The 14,675-nt window shown below is 63.6% G+C and carries 18 protein-coding genes; 12 read left to right on the top strand and 6 right to left on the bottom strand.

The annotated features are described in order from the left end of the window. The 5 genes from EN914_RS05650 to EN914_RS05630 form a co-directional block, all read left to right on the top strand. Positions 1–372: glycine cleavage T C-terminal barrel domain-containing protein (locus tag EN914_RS05650; RefSeq protein WP_281034650.1), on the top strand; the 372-nt coding region annotated here is incomplete at its 5' end. After that, positions 365–949 carry a sarcosine oxidase subunit gamma gene (locus EN914_RS05645; protein ID WP_024502776.1) on the top strand — a complete coding sequence of 195 codons (585 nt, stop codon included), beginning with the start codon at positions 365–367 and terminating at the stop codon, positions 947–949. The genes EN914_RS05650 and EN914_RS05645, both read left to right, overlap by 8 nt. A gap of 60 nt (positions 950–1,009) precedes the next feature. Next, a complete protein-coding gene (locus EN914_RS05640) occupies positions 1,010–1,240 on the top strand; it encodes a hypothetical protein (RefSeq protein WP_024502775.1) in 231 nt (76 codons plus the stop codon). A 77-nt stretch (positions 1,241–1,317) separates the two neighbouring features. Further along, complete coding sequence (locus EN914_RS05635) at positions 1,318–2,103, top strand: ThuA domain-containing protein (protein ID WP_024502774.1); 786 nt, start codon at positions 1,318–1,320, stop codon at positions 2,101–2,103. Between the two features lie 69 nt (positions 2,104–2,172). Continuing rightward, positions 2,173–3,222 carry a Gfo/Idh/MocA family protein gene (locus EN914_RS05630; RefSeq protein ID WP_024502773.1) on the top strand — a complete coding sequence of 350 codons (1,050 nt, stop codon included), beginning with the start codon at positions 2,173–2,175 and terminating at the stop codon, positions 3,220–3,222. A gap of 42 nt (positions 3,223–3,264) precedes the next feature. Here the strand turns inward: EN914_RS05630 and EN914_RS05625 are convergent, their stop codons facing one another. The 5 genes from EN914_RS05625 to EN914_RS05600 all read right to left on the bottom strand — a co-directional run bounded on the left by EN914_RS05625 (position 3,265) and on the right by EN914_RS05600 (position 6,898). Next, entirely contained in the window at positions 3,265–3,513 is a 249-nt protein-coding gene (locus tag EN914_RS05625) for a DUF680 domain-containing protein (protein WP_013529664.1), read from the bottom strand. 206 nt (positions 3,514–3,719) lie between these two features. Then, positions 3,720–4,364: a TetR/AcrR family transcriptional regulator gene (locus EN914_RS05620; RefSeq protein WP_013529665.1), complete on the bottom strand. Its 645-nt coding sequence runs from the start codon at positions 4,362–4,364 to the stop codon at positions 3,720–3,722. A 165-nt stretch (positions 4,365–4,529) separates the two neighbouring features. Beyond that, entirely contained in the window at positions 4,530–5,561 is a 1,032-nt protein-coding gene (locus EN914_RS05610; RefSeq protein WP_024502772.1) for a phosphotransferase family protein, read from the bottom strand. Then, positions 5,558–6,043, bottom strand: a complete 486-nt coding sequence (locus EN914_RS05605; protein ID WP_263484965.1) for a MaoC family dehydratase — start codon at positions 6,041–6,043, stop codon at positions 5,558–5,560. Before EN914_RS05605 ends, EN914_RS05610 begins: the two co-directional genes overlap by 4 nt. Positions 6,044–6,082: 39 nt before the next feature. Continuing rightward, complete coding sequence (locus EN914_RS05600) at positions 6,083–6,898, bottom strand: SDR family oxidoreductase (protein WP_024502771.1); 816 nt, start codon at positions 6,896–6,898, stop codon at positions 6,083–6,085. Positions 6,899–7,011: 113 nt separating this feature from the next. On the opposite strand from EN914_RS05600, the gene EN914_RS05595 reads away from it, so the two are divergent. From EN914_RS05595 to EN914_RS05565, 7 genes are all read left to right on the top strand, one after another. After that, positions 7,012–8,253 (top strand): acyl-CoA dehydrogenase family protein, encoded by a 1,242-nt coding sequence (locus tag EN914_RS05595; RefSeq protein WP_024502770.1) that lies wholly within the window; start codon positions 7,012–7,014, stop codon positions 8,251–8,253. Positions 8,254–8,306: 53 nt separating this feature from the next. Further along, the gene (locus EN914_RS05590; protein ID WP_024502769.1) at positions 8,307–9,344 is read left to right on the top strand and encodes a zinc-binding dehydrogenase; all 1,038 of its coding nucleotides are present in this window, start codon (positions 8,307–8,309) and stop codon (positions 9,342–9,344) included. A gap of 6 nt (positions 9,345–9,350) precedes the next feature. Then, positions 9,351–9,893, top strand: coding sequence for a hypothetical protein (locus EN914_RS05585; RefSeq protein WP_164752766.1), 543 nt, complete (start codon positions 9,351–9,353; stop codon positions 9,891–9,893). Positions 9,894–10,074: 181 nt separating this feature from the next. Next, entirely contained in the window at positions 10,075–11,238 is a 1,164-nt protein-coding gene (locus tag EN914_RS05580; RefSeq protein WP_024502767.1) for a glycosyltransferase 87 family protein, read from the top strand. Next, positions 11,231–12,220, top strand: coding sequence for a glycosyltransferase family 2 protein (locus EN914_RS05575; protein ID WP_024502766.1), 990 nt, complete (start codon positions 11,231–11,233; stop codon positions 12,218–12,220). The genes EN914_RS05580 and EN914_RS05575 overlap by 8 nt, the downstream gene beginning before the upstream one ends. Beyond that, positions 12,217–13,026, top strand: coding sequence for a ChbG/HpnK family deacetylase (locus tag EN914_RS05570; protein WP_024502765.1), 810 nt, complete (start codon positions 12,217–12,219; stop codon positions 13,024–13,026). Before EN914_RS05575 ends, EN914_RS05570 begins: the two co-directional genes overlap by 4 nt. After that, positions 13,023–13,433 carry a GtrA family protein gene (locus EN914_RS05565; RefSeq protein WP_024502764.1) on the top strand — a complete coding sequence of 137 codons (411 nt, stop codon included), beginning with the start codon at positions 13,023–13,025 and terminating at the stop codon, positions 13,431–13,433. The genes EN914_RS05570 and EN914_RS05565 overlap by 4 nt, the downstream gene beginning before the upstream one ends. A 64-nt stretch (positions 13,434–13,497) precedes the next feature. Here EN914_RS05565 and EN914_RS05560 read toward each other — a convergent pair. Further along, the coding region (locus EN914_RS05560; RefSeq protein WP_164778661.1) for an efflux RND transporter permease subunit at positions 13,498–14,675 on the bottom strand (1,178 nt) is incomplete at its 5' end.

The following is a 14,675-nucleotide window of genomic DNA, read 5'->3' as shown; positions in this document are numbered from 1 at the left end:
GGCCTCGACTGGGCGGTCGGCAAGAAGAAGACCGATTTCGTCGGCATCCGCGGCCTGACTCGGCCGGACCTTGTCGCCAAGGGCCGCAAGCAGTTGGTGGGCCTCAAGACCAAAGATCCCAAGGTGGTGCTCGAAGAAGGCGCGCAGATCGTCGAGGATCCGAAGCAGGCGATCCCGATGAAGATGATCGGCCATGTCACTTCGAGCTACTGGTCGGAAAATTGCGGCCGCTCGATCGCGCTGGCGCTGGTCGCCGGCGGCCGCGACCGGATGGGCGACACGCTCTACGTGCCGATGCCGAACGGGGTGATCGAAGTGGAGGTTACCGGCATGGTGTTCTTCGACGAGACGGGAGGGCGCCTCAATGGCTAAGGCCGCTGCAAGGAAGACGGCTCCGGCTGCATCGCCTTCGGTCGAGCGCCGTCCGGCGCTGGCTGGACGCAGCACCACTGCTGCCGCCGTCAAGGTCGAGGTGCTGCCGCCGGCCAAGCGCATTTCGCTGCGTGCGCCGGAGGCTTCGGCCGCAGCGCTTTCGAAGGCGCTCGGCGTGACCTTGCCGAAAAAGCCGAAGACATCCGCCTCAAGGGGTGGGCGCATCGCTCTGTGGCTCGGCCCCGACGAATGGCTTGTCATCGATGAGGCCGGCAACGATCCGCTCGCCGATTGCGCCAAAGTATCCGCGCCGCATTCGGCGGTTGGCGTCTCGCATCGCAACATCGCGATATCAGTGACGGGCACTGGGGCAGCGGCGACGATCAATGCGGGCTGCCCGCAAGACCTGTCGCTCGACGCGTTCCCGGTTGGAGCGGCGTCGCGCACCATCCTGGGCAAGACCGAGATCGTGCTGTTGCGCACAGCCGCCGATGCCTTCCGGGTCGAATGCTGGCGTTCCTTCTCGGACTATGTCTTTACTTTCCTGTCCGAGGGATCGCGCGACGCGGCGGTCTGAACTCGGAACGTTTTGCAGGGCACGCTCGTTCTGCATCCGCACGCCGAGGGAGAAATGCCGATGCCGTCGAATTCCGCGCCGAAGTCGCCGGTCAAAAAGACATCGGCCGTCCGCTCGCTCGAACATGAGCGACATGAAGCCCCGAGCGCCGAAGAGGAACTCGAGGAAGGCCTTGAAGACACGTTCCCGGCCAGCGATCCGGTATCCATTACCGGAACCGCCATCCCCGGCGCACCGGCGAAACCGGGCAAGGCCAAGACCGTGCCGGGGCGCAAGAAGCGCAAGACCTAGTATTCCATCGGGCCAGATCGCATCGGACCTTCTCAATCTCCTTGGGCGTGCTATTTAAAGCGCTTTGGGAGATGAAAATGCCGACAAAAGCGATCGTTTGGGGCGAGAATGTCCACGAGCAGACCAATGAAGCCGTGCGCGAACTCTATCCCTTGGGGATGCACGGCACCATCGCCGCCGCCCTCAACCAGGACATGGGCATCGAGGCGACCACCGCAACCTTGCAGGAGCCCGAGCACGGCCTGAGCGAAAAGCGCCTGGCGGCCACCGACGTGCTTTTGTGGTGGGGCCACGCGGCGCATGGCGAGGTCAAGGACGAGATCGTCGAGCGGGTGCAGAAGCGAGTGTGGGAAGGGATGGGCCTGATCGTGCTCCATTCCGGCCACTACTCGAAGATCTTCAAGCGGCTGATGGGCACGCCCTGTTCGCTGAAATGGCGCGAGGCGGGCGAGCGCGAGCGCGTCTGGGCGATCAACCGCGGCCACCCGATCGCGCAAGGCATCGGCGAGTGCCTGGAGATCGGCGAGACCGAAATGTATGGCGAGCCGTTCGCGGTGCCGGAGCCGCTGGAGACGGTGTTCGTCTCCTGGTACGAGGGCGGCGAGGTGTTCCGGTCCGGGCTGACCTACCAGCGCGGCGCGGGACGGATCTTCTACTTCTCGCCCGGCCACGAGACCTATCCGATCTATCACAATGAGGGCGTGCAGCAGGTGCTGCGCAACGCCGTCCATTGGGCGCACAACCCGGCGCCGGCATGGTCCGGCATCACCAATGCGCCGAACGTGCCGACGGATGCGGCCAAGGAGAAGATCGTGCAGAAGGGGCTGCGCCTGCATGCCGATGGCGACAAGGGCCTGAGCTGATTGGGGCGGCCTGAGCTGATCGGGCCTGAGTTGCCCAAGGCGTGAGTTGATTTTGGGGGCTTGGGGCTAATGCATCGAATTCTTCTGCTCGGCACCGGCGGTATCGCCGGGCATCATGTCGAGGAGTTTGCCGGGATTCCCGGCTGCAGCATCGTCGCCTGTGTCGACCAGGTGCCCGGCCGCGCTGCGGCGTTCGCCGCGGCCAGCAAGATCGGCGATTCTTTCGAGAGCCTGGAGGCGGCGATCGCCTGGGGCGAGTTCGATGCCGCCATCAACGCGACGCCGGATGGTGCGCATAGGGCGACGACGCTGGCGCTGCTCGGCGTGGGAAAACATGTGTTTTGCGAAAAGCCGCTGGCGCCGAACTACGCCGACGCGTTTGATATGACGCAAGCGGCCGAGGCTGCCGGGGTGATCAACATGGTCAACCTCACCTATCGCAACTCACCGGCGATCCACGAGGCGCGGCGCATGGTTCAGGCCGGCGAGATCGGCGCGTTGCGCCATGTCGAGGCGAGCTACCGGCAAAGCTGGCTGGTCAGCAAATCATGGGGTGACTGGCGGGTCGAGGACAAATGGCTGTGGCGCTTGTCCAGCCGGCACGGTTCGACCGGCGTGCTGGGCGATGTCGGCATCCATATCCTGGATTTCGCCACCTATGGCGCCGGCCAGGATATCGTCAGCCTGCATGCCGATCTGGTGACGTTTCCGAAGGCCGAGGGCGAGCGCATCGGCGACTATGTGCTGGACGCCAATGACAGCGTGGCAATGACGGCGCGGCTCGATTGCGGCGCGCTCGCCACGATCGTGGCGAGCCGCTATATGACCGGCCACGCCAACGATCTGTCGCTGGCCCTGCACGGCACCCAGGGCGCCATCAAGGTCGAGACCGACGGCAAGGCATCGAGCCTGTCGGCCTGCCTCGGCGGGGATGTCGATCTTCAGCGCTGGCGGACTTTGGATCTGCCCAGTGTCAAGCGCAATGCGCGACGCTTTGCCGATGCGCTGGATGCAGGCCGGAATGGCGATCCGTCGTTCCGGCGCGCCGCCGACATGCAGAAGCTGATCGACGCAGCCTTTGAGAGTTCAGCAGCGAAGCTGCCGATTTCGGTCGCTTGAAGCTGGCCGGCTTGTGCCGGCCAGACGCGATCTTTGCTGATATCAGAATGCGCTCGGCACAATCCACGGATTGATGCTGATGCCGAGCCGCGGGCCCTTGCCTTCAGCGGTGTTTTCCGTGGCACCCTTCTTCTCGACCGAACCGGTCGAAGCGCAATCGAGCTTCAGGTTGGTCTTGGTGTCAACGCAGGCCGCCACCGGCGCATGCTTGACCGGATGGGTGGTGTTGGCGGCGAAAGCCGAGCCCGAAAGTGCCAGCACGGCGGCGAGGGTGAGGAGTGTCTTTTTCATTGTCAGTCTCCGGTTTCCGGGTCGAATTCAATTCGTAACGACGGGTGAATTTTTCTCGTACATGTACGATAGACTGTACATATACGCCGTGGATTGGGAATTCAAGGGAAAACCGTACGCGTACGATAAATTTTTCGTTAACCAAGAAATCCCCCCAGGGTTTGGCTGGGGCGGAGAGAAAATATGGAAATGAAAGGGAACGGCGTTCAGCAGTTGACCGGTGTCTCGGTCAACGGCGGGACGTTTTGCGTGCTGAGCGTGGCGAGCGTGAAATCGCACATCCGCTTCACGAAGGCCTGCGGGTCGCCGAAGGGGTAGAATGGAAAGGTGATGAGCAGCGAGATCGTGCCGTGGCCGACCGCCCACAGCATGGTGGCGATGGCGCGCGGATCGCCCTGCAATTTTCCGGCGGCAACGCAGGCCTCGACCCGGCTGATCAGCGCCTTCATCGCCGGGTTGCTCTCTTCCATGTCGTCGTAGCTCCTGCCTTCCGGCAGCTTGGTCTTTTCGGTCATGAATACGGTGCGGTATTCGTTGGGATTGCCGAGCCCGAAGGCGGCATATTCCGTCATCACCGCCTGCAAGGCTGCGATCGGATCATCGGACGGATGCTCCTCGATGCGGCGAGCAAGCGTCTCGAATGCGTCCTCGGCCAGAGCGAACAGGATGTCCTGCTTGTCGGCGAAGTAGGAATAAACGGACATCGGGGCGTAGCCGACCCGCTTGGCCAGCTTGCGGATGGTCAGGCCCTCATAGCCCTCTTCCTGGACAAGCTTATGCGCGGCCTCGAGCAATTCGGAGCGCAGTTCTGCTTTTTGTTTCTCGCGGCGTGTCTGGACGCTCTGCGGCAAGATCTGGTGCCTTCGGTTGGGTTGGTGGCTGGCTAAATTATATACGCTGTACGGAAACGGACAAGGGCACGGGAAGTTCCCAAACGGTATGCTTCGGATCGTGCCGACGCTTGTCGTAATTTGGCAGCCCCGTGATCAGCACCGTTCCTCTGTCGAAATGGCCCATCACGCCTCCCTGTCGATCAGTTCTGCGGCAAGACACGAAAGCAGTTTCACCGCCTCGCCATAGGTTTTCGCCTTCTCGGGATTGGAGGCGTTGCCGTCCAGCGCCCGCTTGAAGACGCCCTGGCAGATGGCAGCCAGCCTGAAGAAGGAAAAGGCGAGGAAGAACGTCCAGTTGCCGATACCGGTGAGCCCGCGCCGCCGGCAGTAGGCGGCGACGTAGTCCTCTTCGGAAGGCAGGCCGAGTGCGGAACGATCGATACCGCCCAGGCCGCGAAAGCCGGAAGCGTGCGGCAGCCGCCATTGCATGCATTGATAGGCGATATCGGCGAAGGGGTGGCCTGATGTCGAAAGTTCCCAGTCGAGCACTGCCAGAACCGTTGGCCGGTCCGGCGCGAAGATCAGATTGTCCAGCCGGTAGTCGCCATGGACCAGTGAGATCCGGCCGTCATCTACGGGCATATGCGTTTCCAACCAGGCAATCAGCCGGTCCATGTCGGCGACGGTGCCGGTTTCCGAGGCACGGTACTGGCTCGTCCAGCGCGCCAGTTGGCGCTCGAAATAATTGCCCGGCCGGCCGAAATCGCCGAGTCCCACTGTTTCGACATCGACCTCGTGCAGGGCGGCGAGGGTGTCGTTCATGGCATCGTAGATGGCGGCGCGTTCATCATTGTCGCCAGCCTCCGGCAGAGCCGGATCCCAGAAAATGCGGCCGTCGAGGAAATCCATCACGTAGAACATGCGGCCGATGGGCGAGCCTTCCGCCGACAGATGCAGCATGGCCGGCACAGGCACGGCGGTGCCGGCAAGCGCGCTCATCACCCTGAATTCGCGGTCGACCTGGTGCGCCGATTTCAGCAATTGCCCCGGCGGCTTGGCGCGCAGCACGTAACGGCCGCTTGCCGCCGTCAAAAGGTAGGTCGGGTTCGATTGGCCGGATTTGAACTTCTCGACTGCAGCAAGCCCGGAAAAGCCCGGTATGCTCGCCTCGAGGTAAGGCGCAAGCGCTGCCTGGTCGAGAACGGGATCACTCATGCCGTCTCGGGCTGGCGTTCGATCAAGGTCAGCGTCAGCCAGCGCGCGGTCAGTGCCGGCTTCTTCGAACCCTCGATCTCGATCGTCACGTCATGCGCGGTCTGCACCCAGCCCGACGGCCTGACCTTGACGTCGGCCAGCACGAAACGGGTGCGGATGCGCGCACCGGTTTTCACCGGCGCCAGGAAGCGCAGCGAATCGAAGCCGTGGTTGACGCCCATCTTGCCGTTTTCCAGCGGCGGCATGGTCTCGAAGGTCATCGCCGACAACAGCGACAGCGACAGGAAGCCGTGCGCGATGGTGCCGCCGAACGGCGTTTCACGCATCGCCCGCTCCGGATCGCAGTGGATGAACTGATGGTCGTCCGTGGCGTCGGCGAACTGGTCGATCATGCGTTGCGTGACCACCCGCCACGGCGACACGCCGACCTCCTTGCCGACACTGGCCAGAAGCACATCGAGACTGATCGGTTCCACGCTCATGTCCTCCAGTTCACCCCCGGCTTCTATGGCCGGAAAATGTCATTCCTTGAACAAGGTCAGCCCATGCTGCACCGACTGTCCGCCATCGATCGGCAGGATGGCGCCAGTGACATAGCTGCCTGCACGGCTGCACAAATAGAGCGTTGCGCCGGCAATGTCATCCGGTGCGCCGATACGGCCGATCGGAACATGGCTGCCGACGTGCCTGGCCTGCTCATCCGTACCGGTGGCGAATGCCGTCATCCGGCTCTGGAAGGGGCCGGGGGCAAAGGCGTTAACGGTGATGCGGCGGGCGGCGAACTCGAGCGCCAGTGTGCGCGTCAGATGATGAACCGCAGCCTTCGAGGCGGTGTAGGAATAGGCGTCGTCGGCCAGCGGCTGCGTGCCCATTACCGAACCGAGGTTGATCACCCTGGCCGGATCGGCGTCGCTGGCGGCGGCATCGAGCAGCGGCAGCAATTCGCGCGTCAGATGGAAGACCGCGGTGACGTTGACGCCAAACACCTTGGCCCATGCCGAATAGGGGAAGCTTTCCAGCGGCGCGCCCCAGGAGACGCCGGCGTTGTTGATCAGAATGTTCAGCCGTTCGGTGCGCGATTTGACCTCGGCGACGAGTGCGGCGATGCCGGCTTCGCTGGAAACGTCGCCGACGAAGCCGTCGGCCCGGCCCGGTGCACCAAGCTGGTTCAACTCTTCGGCGACCTTGATACAATCCTCGCCCTTGCGCGACGCGATCATCACGCTGGCGCCGGCCCTGACCAGCGCGGTCGCCGCCATGCGGCCGATGCCGGTCGCCGCACCCGTCACCAGCGCGGTCTTGCCGGCCACCGAAAACAGTTCGTCCAGATAGCTCATCACAATTCTCCGCGCTCGGCATGCGGGCAAACAGTTCGTTGACAAGGCTATCCGAAGTACGGTCATCCTTGCCACTGACAAAATGCCTGGCGTGTATGAAGGGTTAGCGACCGATGACGGAGATGAATCTCGGCATGACCGAGCGGCTGAAGCCAATCCACGCGCGCGTCGCGGCCATGGTGCGCGACGAGATCATGCCGCTCGACCATGAATTCCTCAGCGAAGTGGGCAAGGCAGGCAACCGCTGGGTCTACAGTGCGCGTCAGAGCGAGATCCTCGAAGGGCTGAAGAAGACCGCAAGAGAGCGCGGCCTGTGGAATTTCTGGCTGACCGGCTCGGAACGCGGCTATGGCCTTTCCACCGTCGAATACGCCTATCTGGCCGAAGAGATGGGCAAGGCGCATCTCGGCGCCGAGACCTTCAACTGCTCGGCGCCCGACACCGGAAACATGGAGGTGCTGGAGCGATACGGCTCGGCCGACCACAAGAAAGCATGGCTGGAACCGCTGCTCGACGGCAAGATCCGCTCGGCCTATCTGATGACCGAGCCGGATGTCGCTTCATCCGATGCCACCAACATTGCCATGCGTTGTGAACGCCACGGCGGCGACTATGTGCTCAATGGCGAGAAATGGTGGGCTTCGGGCGCCGGCGATCCGCGCTGCGCCATCTACATCGTCATGGTCAGGACCGGGGGCGATGACGAGCCGCAGCACCGCCGCCATTCGATGATCCTGGTGCCATCAGACACCAAAGGCGTGACCAAGGTGCGGGCCATGCAGGTCTATGGCGATGACGACGCGCCGCATGGCCACATGCATCTTCGCTTCGACAATGTGCGCGTACCGGCGTCGAACCTGATCCTCGGCGAGGGCAGGGGGTTCGAGATCGCGCAAGGGCGGCTCGGTCCCGGCCGCATCCACCACTGCATGCGCGCCATCGGACAGGCCGAGATGGCGCTCGAGATGCTGTGCCAGCGTTCCGTGCGCCGCGAGGCCTTCGGCCAGAAGCTGGCAAAGCTCGGCGCCAATTTCGACATCATCGCCGAATGCCGCATGGAGATCGAGATGGCGCGGCTGCTCTGCCTTAAGGCGGCGTGGATGATCGACCAGGGCGATGCGCGGGCCGCTGCTCCCTGGATCAGCCAGATCAAGGTGGTCGCACCGCGCGTCGCGCTCAAGGTCACCGACGAGGCGGTGCAGATGTTCGGCGCGCAAGGCATCAGCCAGGACACACCGCTGGCGCGGTCGTGGACGCATCTGCGGACCTTGCGCCTTGCCGACGGGCCGGACGCCGTGCATCGCCGTCAGGTGGCGCGGACGGAGTTGAGGAAATACACGCAGGAGAAGGTCTGAGCGCCGGCATCGTCATGCGGGCGCGACCCGAGGCTCGAGCGAGGAGTGTTCCGATGACCGTCCCATCCGAAATGAAGGCGCTGCTGCTTGTCGGCGATGGCTACACCAGGACACCGAGCGGCAGTGTGCTGGAGGCGATGGAGCCCTATCTCGAGCCGGGCAGCATCGCGGTGCCGACACCGGGCCCCAGCCAGGTGCTGATCAAGGTCAGCCTCGCCTCGATCAATCCGTCCGATGTCGCCTTCGTCAAGGGCCAGTACGGCCAGCCGCGTGCCAAGGGCCAGCCGGCCGGCTTCGAGGGTGTCGGCATTGTCGTCGCTAGCGGGGACGAGCCCTATCCCAAAAGCCTGATCGGCAAGCGCGTGGCTTTTGCCACCGGCGTCACCAACTGGGGCTCGTGGGCCGACTATGCCGTCGCCGAGGCGGCTGCCTGCATCCCGCTGCTCGACACCGTTCGCGACGAGGACGGTGCGGCGATGATCGTCAACCCGCTCACGGCGCTCGCCATGTTCGACATCGTCAAGGAGGAAGGCGAGAAGGCCTTCGTCATGACCGCCGGCGCCAGCCAGCTCTGCAAGCTGATCATCGGCCTGGCCAGCGAAGAGGGTTTCCGGCCGATCGTCACCGTGCGCCGTGACGACCAGATCGCGGCTCTGAATGCGCTTGGCGCGGCGCACGTGCTCAATGAAAGGGCGCCGGATTTCAAGGCGGCGCTGCGCGAGGTGATGAAGGCCGAACAGCCGCGCATCTTCCTTGACGCGGTAACCGGGCCGCTTGCCTCCGCCATCTTCAACGTCATGCCGAAGCGGTCGCGCTGGATCATCTATGGGCGGCTCGATCCCGAAGCCACCGTTATCCGCGAGCCCGGCCAACTGATCTTCCAGCACAAGCATATCGAAGGGTTTTGGCTGAGCGAGTGGATGCGCCAGTTCCGCGATCGCCGCGGCCCGGCGATCCTGGAAGCGCAGAAGCGTTTTTCCGATGGGCGCTGGTCGACCGACGTGACGGCGGTAGTGCCGCTCGCCGAGGCGATGGCGCGGCTGCCAGCCGAACTGGCCAAGCCCAACGGCAAGGTGTTCATCCGGCCTTGAACGAAAATGGCTGGCGAGCGAAGTCCAGTTACTGCAAAAAAGGGGCTGCTTGTGAGAAAATGGTGGTTTGTCCCGATTGTCCTCATGTCGATGGCCAGTACCATTGGTGCACAGGCTGCCGAAAAGTTCCCGCCGTTTTGGCGCAAGGCGATGACGAACGATCCCAGTACGAATTACTTTCTCAAGAAATATTCGGCCCCGCTGGATGATCCTGCCGGGACCGCGGTCAGGAATATCATGCTGGCGCGGGTCGTCGGCGCCGAATGTCAGGCCTCCAGACTCAACAAGGCCAAGATCAAAGCCTATCGCGACAGGATGATCGGGCCGCTCACGCCTGAGCAACTCAAAACAGCTGCATTTGAAGGTGGTAGTGCGTTGCGCAGTTTCAACTACCAGGATCTCGCTCACCTCTGTGCCGGCATCGACTATCAGTTCGGGTCGAAAGGCGTGCTGATCCCGGGGGCTGTTCTTGCTGGTAAGGGCGAGCCGAAATATCCCTTTGATCCGCGCAACCCCTATTTTCGTTTGCCCGAATTCACTGGCGATTAGTCAGGTCGCCAGCCTCGGACGGCAGCCATGAAGGTGGGAACGCATATTCGAGGCGAAGGAGGTGCGGCCCTGACGTTCGTCAGCCCCCTATGCCACGCCACTTCGTCCGTGATATGCCGCCGCCATCGAATGCCGGGACAGGCTGGACTGATCCAGTTCCGGGATTGTGTGGAGCGCCTTGATGACGATTTCCAAGCCGGTTTTCGACCGTTTGGGGTTTGGCCTGTGGATCGGAGCGTTCCTGGTCGTTCTTGCCCTGGTCCTGTGGTCGCCGCACACGCGGACGGTATGGCAGGCCTATATCGACGGCAGCGAGGCGCTTCAGGCCGGTCTGCCGCTCTACGACACCCAGTCCGAGATGGGGTATCTCTACGCGCCGGCCTTTGCCGCGCTCTACGCTCCAATAGTCAAGCTCGGTCCGCATCTGGGCGGCTTGGTTTGGCATTCCATTGGCTTTGCGGTGCTGACCTACGCCGCGATGCGGCAGGTGCGCAAGCTCGGCGGCGGCGAACTGACATGGCTGCTTTCTTTCGGTCTTTTCCTCGCTTTGCCGATGGCGGTGGGGGCGATCCGCAACGGCCAGGCGACGATCCTTTTGACCGGCGCTTGCTGGCTTCTCACCCTGTCGGCGCTGGAAGGGCGGCGGGCGGAGACGTTCTTCTGGGCTTCGCTTGCCATCATCGCCAAGCCGACCGCGATCATAATGCTGTTGTTGGTAGGAGCCCTTCGGCTCCGGTTGATACCGGTGCTGGTGCTGGCGCTGCTGTTCGTGCTGGCACTGCCTTACGCTTTTGCTCCCGCCGGCTATCTCAACGATCAGTATCGTGTCTTCGCCCAGATGCTGACCTCCATGGCCGTCGATAACACCAGCCATTTCGTGCCCACCGATTTCACGGCACCGTTCACCACGATAGGACTGCCAATACCGGAATTCGGCGCAACGATCGTGCGCATGGTCATGGCCCTGTTTACGCTTTCTGCCGTCATCTGGTTCGACCGCAGGCTCGAACAGGGAAAGGCGGCGCTGGCGATCTTCCTGACAGCCACTTTCTACATGTGCGTCTTCAACCCGCGCGTCGAGCCAAACACCTTTGCCATGATCGCGGTACCAGCCGGTCTTGCCATCGCCCTGTTGTGGCGTGAAGAACGGGGCGGCGTCCTTGCCTCAGTGCTGTCGACGACGCTGTTCGTGACCGGGTTGAGCGGCGTCGAGCGCCATGTGCACGATTTCCTCTTCCCCTGGTTCCGGCCGGTCGCCGTCACTTTCATCGCCGGTTCGCTGATCTGGTGGTTCTGGGCCAAGGCACGGGAAAAGGTGGTGAATGCGGGAGTCGCCAATGGTTGAGTTGCGGCCGAGCCTCGATATCGTCGCACCGTTCTTCAACGAGGCGGCATCGGCATCGGCCTTCGCGCGCCTGCTGGGCGAGCTCGAAGTGGCCGTGGCACAACGCTTCGGCATGACCGTACACAAGATCCTCGTCGATGACGGCAGTCGTGACGATGGCGCCGTGCGGTTTTCGCAAGCGCTGACGGGGTCGTGGGAGATCGTGCGCCTCAGCCGCAATTTCGGCAAGGAAGTCGCGGTGCTCGCCGGCCTCGACCAGTCGCGCGGCGACATGGTGCTGATCATGGACGCCGACCTCCAGCATTCCCTGGACATCAGCCTGAAGCTGATCGCCGAGCTGGTGGACCATCCGGACATCGACGTCGTCTATGCGCAGAACGACCGCCGCGAGGCGAGCTGGCGGCGCAGCCAGCTTGCACGGCTTTTCTACAGCCTGATCAACTCGAGCCAGCGTTTCGATATTCCCGAAAATGCCGGCGACTTTCGCGTCATGCGCGGCGCCGTGGCGCGTGCGCTGACCAGCCTGCGCGACAAGCGGCGCTTCAACAAGGGCCTGTTTGCCTGGGCCGGCTTTCGCCAGAAGGCGTTGCCCTATTCGCCGGAAGGCCGCGCCAGCGGCACGTCGAAATGGAGCCGGCTCAACCTGATCGCCTTCTCGCTCGAAGGTTTTACTTCCTTTTCCGTCATTCCCTTGCGTCTCATCAGCCTCAGTGGGCTGCTCGCGGCGTTGGCCGGTGCGCTCTATGGCGCCAAGGTGCTCTTCGAGGTGATCTTCTACGGCATTGCCGTTCCGGGCTACCCCAGCCTGCTGGTTGCCGTCGTCCTGCTCGGCGGCCTCAACCTGACCTTGCTTGGCCTGATCGGCGAATACGTCTGGGTCACGCTCAGCGAGAGCAAGGATCGCCCGGTCTATCTCGTGCGCGACATCGTGCGCAGCGTGGCCCCCGCCGATCGACCGGAGCCGGGCACTTCGAACAGATGACGCGGCGCATCCGCCTGATCGCCGACGATTACGGCCTGGCGCCCGGCGTTTCCGCCGCGATTCTCGACCTGCTCGATCGCGGCCGCCTGACCGGCACCAGCTGCATGACCGGCTTTCCGGAATGGGAAGCGGAGGCAGAGCGCATAAAACCGCTGTGCGGCCGGGCCGCGGTCGGGCTGCATCTCACCTTGACCGACCAGTTGACCATTACCGGCCGGTCGAGCCTGGCGCCGGAAGGCCGGCTGCCACCGCTCCGCGCACTGGCCTTGCCTGTTCTGCGCGGCCGCATCGACGAGCGCCATGTTCATGCCGAGCTTGACGCCCAGTACAGCCGCTTCGTCGAGGCGCTTGGCCGCCGCCCCGATTTCGTCGACGGGCATCAGCATGTGCATTTCCTTCCCGTCGTGCGCACATGGCTGCGCGCGCGGTTTCCAGAAGGCGCCGACAGGCCGGCCCTACGCGGCGGCCCGGCGCTGGCCGCAGGGTCGAAGGTCGCCGCGATTGCCGCGCTCGCTGCCGGGTTCAACCGTTCGATGCAGCGCGCCGGCTTCATCGTTTTCCAGCCGCTCGCCGGCATCTATGACTGGCGGCAGCCCGAAAAATTCACTGCGGTTCTGCAGGCCGCCGTCGAAGGGTTGCCGGAACAAGGGCTGTTCATGTGCCATCCCGGCCATGTCGACGAGACGCTGCGCGCGCGCGACACGATGCAAGCTGTGCGCGAGGTCGAATTCGCGGCCCTGGCATCGGACGCGTTCGGAGCCAGCCTGGCCCGCGCCAATGTCGCAATCATGGATGGCAGGGGATGAACGACGCCGAGCGGCCCCCGCGTTCGACCGGCAACAAGATCGTCCGCTTTGCCATTGTCGGACTGGCCAACACAGCCATCGACCTTGCCAGCTTCTTCCTGCTGCTCAAGCTCGGTGCTTCGCCGCTGCCGGCCAACGTTGCTGCCTGGTTCATCGCCGTCACCTTTTCCTTCGCGGCGAACGGCTTCTGGTCGTTCGAGCGCAATCGAGCCATCCGACTGCGTGACGCATTCCTTCGCTTCGCCTCGCTTGGAGGGCTGATTTCGCTCGGCTTCTCCAGCCTCTCCATCGCGCTGTTTGCCGGCATCGCCGGAGTGTGGCCGGCAAAGATCGCCGGTGTCGTAGTGGCGGCGGTGCTGAATTTCCTCGCCGCGCGCTGGTCGATCGAAGGCCGGTTCTTGAGATAGGCGGAACTATTTTTCTTACGAAATTCCGGACGGAAAACCGCTACACACTTTTCCCTGGATTTCTTTACTCCGCCGGTTCCACATTGGTGTAGGCGGCTTCCTCCAACTCGCGCTTCAGTCGCGCTTCCTCATGGGTCTTCGGCGTGACGAAGCGGCCAAGCAAGAGATAGGCGACCGGCGTCAGGAACAGCGTCGAGACGGTGGCCAGCCCCAGGCCGCCGACGATGACCCAGCCGAGCGCGACGCGCGCCTCGGCACCGGCGCCGCTCGCCAGCACCAGCGGCAAGCCGCCGAGCACGGTGCAGATCATCGTCATCATCACCGGCCGCACGCGGATGATCGAGGCCTGCTCGATCGCTTCGCGCACGCCAAGCCCGCGATCGCGCAGCTGGTTGGCGAATTCGACGATCAGGATGCCGTTCTTGGCCATGACGCCAACCAAAAGCACCAGGCCGATCTGGCTGTAGGCGTTGAGACTGGTGCCCGAGAGCAGAAGCGCGAAAATCGCGCAGGCCAGTCCGAGCGGCACCGTCGCCATGATGATGACGGCACTGACGAAACTTTCGAACTGGGCGGCCAGCACCAAAAGGATGATGACCAGCGCGAAGCCGAAAATGGTGACCATGGCGCTGTTGGTCTCGCCCAGCGTCGCCGCCTCGGCCAGAGGCAGGATGCGGCTGCCCGCAGGCAGCAGCGGCGTGGCGATCTCCTCGGCGCGGGTGAGCGCGTCGCCAAGTGCGAAGTCGCCACTGAGGTTGGAGGTGATGGCCACCGAGGGCTGCTGCTGTTCGCGCGACAGTGATGGCGGTACGGCACGCTCGGTCAGGGTGGCGATGGTCGACATCGGCACGAAACGGCCGTCTGCCGTCTTCAGGAAGATGTTTTCCAGATCGGTCGGATCGTTGATCGGATTGGTGGTCGAGACCAGCTTCACGCCGTAGCTGCGGTCGGCGATATAGACGTCGACGACATCGTTGCCGTCGAGCATGGCCTGCAAGGTGTTGGCCAGTCCCGATATGTCGATGCCGAGGTCGGAGGCGCGCTCGCGGTCGATGGCCACGGCGAGCTGCGGTTGCGTCGGGTCGATCGACAGGCGCGGTGTCTGGAAGCGCGCGTCCTTCTGCATCTCGGCGATGATCTTCACGGCTGCGTCGCCGAGCGCCTTGCGGTCGTTGCCGACCAGCGCGAACTGCAGGCCGTTGCCGGCGCCACGGATGCCGAGGCTGTTGGGCTGTACCGGGA

Origin of the sequence: Mesorhizobium sp. M7A.F.Ca.CA.001.08.2.1, assembly GCF_003998455.1 — a bacterium.
GTDB classification, from domain to species: domain Bacteria; phylum Pseudomonadota; class Alphaproteobacteria; order Rhizobiales; family Rhizobiaceae; genus Mesorhizobium; species Mesorhizobium ciceri.
The sequence above is the reverse complement of the archived record's forward strand: the minus strand, read 5'-3'. Positions and strand labels throughout refer to the sequence as shown.

Excerpts from the sequence above, each read along its gene's own strand:
- EN914_RS05645 (WP_024502776.1), top strand. The coding sequence starts at position 365 with ATGGCTAAGGCCGCTGCAAGGAAGACGGCTCCGGCTGCATCGCCTTCG.
- EN914_RS05640 (WP_024502775.1), top strand. The coding sequence starts at position 1,010 with ATGCCGTCGAATTCCGCGCCGAAGTCGCCGGTCAAAAAGACATCGGCC.
- EN914_RS05635 (WP_024502774.1), top strand. The coding sequence starts at position 1,318 with ATGCCGACAAAAGCGATCGTTTGGGGCGAGAATGTCCACGAGCAGACC.
- EN914_RS05630 (WP_024502773.1), top strand. The coding sequence starts at position 2,173 with ATGCATCGAATTCTTCTGCTCGGCACCGGCGGTATCGCCGGGCATCAT.
- EN914_RS05625 (WP_013529664.1), bottom strand. The coding sequence starts at position 3,513 with ATGAAAAAGACACTCCTCACCCTCGCCGCCGTGCTGGCACTTTCGGGC.
- EN914_RS05610 (WP_024502772.1), bottom strand. The coding sequence starts at position 5,561 with ATGAGTGATCCCGTTCTCGACCAGGCAGCGCTTGCGCCTTACCTCGAG.
- EN914_RS05605 (WP_263484965.1), bottom strand. The coding sequence starts at position 6,043 with ATGAGCGTGGAACCGATCAGTCTCGATGTGCTTCTGGCCAGTGTCGGC.
- EN914_RS05600 (WP_024502771.1), bottom strand. The coding sequence starts at position 6,898 with ATGAGCTATCTGGACGAACTGTTTTCGGTGGCCGGCAAGACCGCGCTG.
- EN914_RS05595 (WP_024502770.1), top strand. The coding sequence starts at position 7,012 with ATGACGGAGATGAATCTCGGCATGACCGAGCGGCTGAAGCCAATCCAC.
- EN914_RS05590 (WP_024502769.1), top strand. The coding sequence starts at position 8,307 with ATGACCGTCCCATCCGAAATGAAGGCGCTGCTGCTTGTCGGCGATGGC.
- EN914_RS05585 (WP_164752766.1), top strand. The coding sequence starts at position 9,351 with ATGGCTGGCGAGCGAAGTCCAGTTACTGCAAAAAAGGGGCTGCTTGTG.
- EN914_RS05580 (WP_024502767.1), top strand. The coding sequence starts at position 10,075 with ATGACGATTTCCAAGCCGGTTTTCGACCGTTTGGGGTTTGGCCTGTGG.
- EN914_RS05575 (WP_024502766.1), top strand. The coding sequence starts at position 11,231 with ATGGTTGAGTTGCGGCCGAGCCTCGATATCGTCGCACCGTTCTTCAAC.
- EN914_RS05570 (WP_024502765.1), top strand. The coding sequence starts at position 12,217 with ATGACGCGGCGCATCCGCCTGATCGCCGACGATTACGGCCTGGCGCCC.
- EN914_RS05565 (WP_024502764.1), top strand. The coding sequence starts at position 13,023 with ATGAACGACGCCGAGCGGCCCCCGCGTTCGACCGGCAACAAGATCGTC.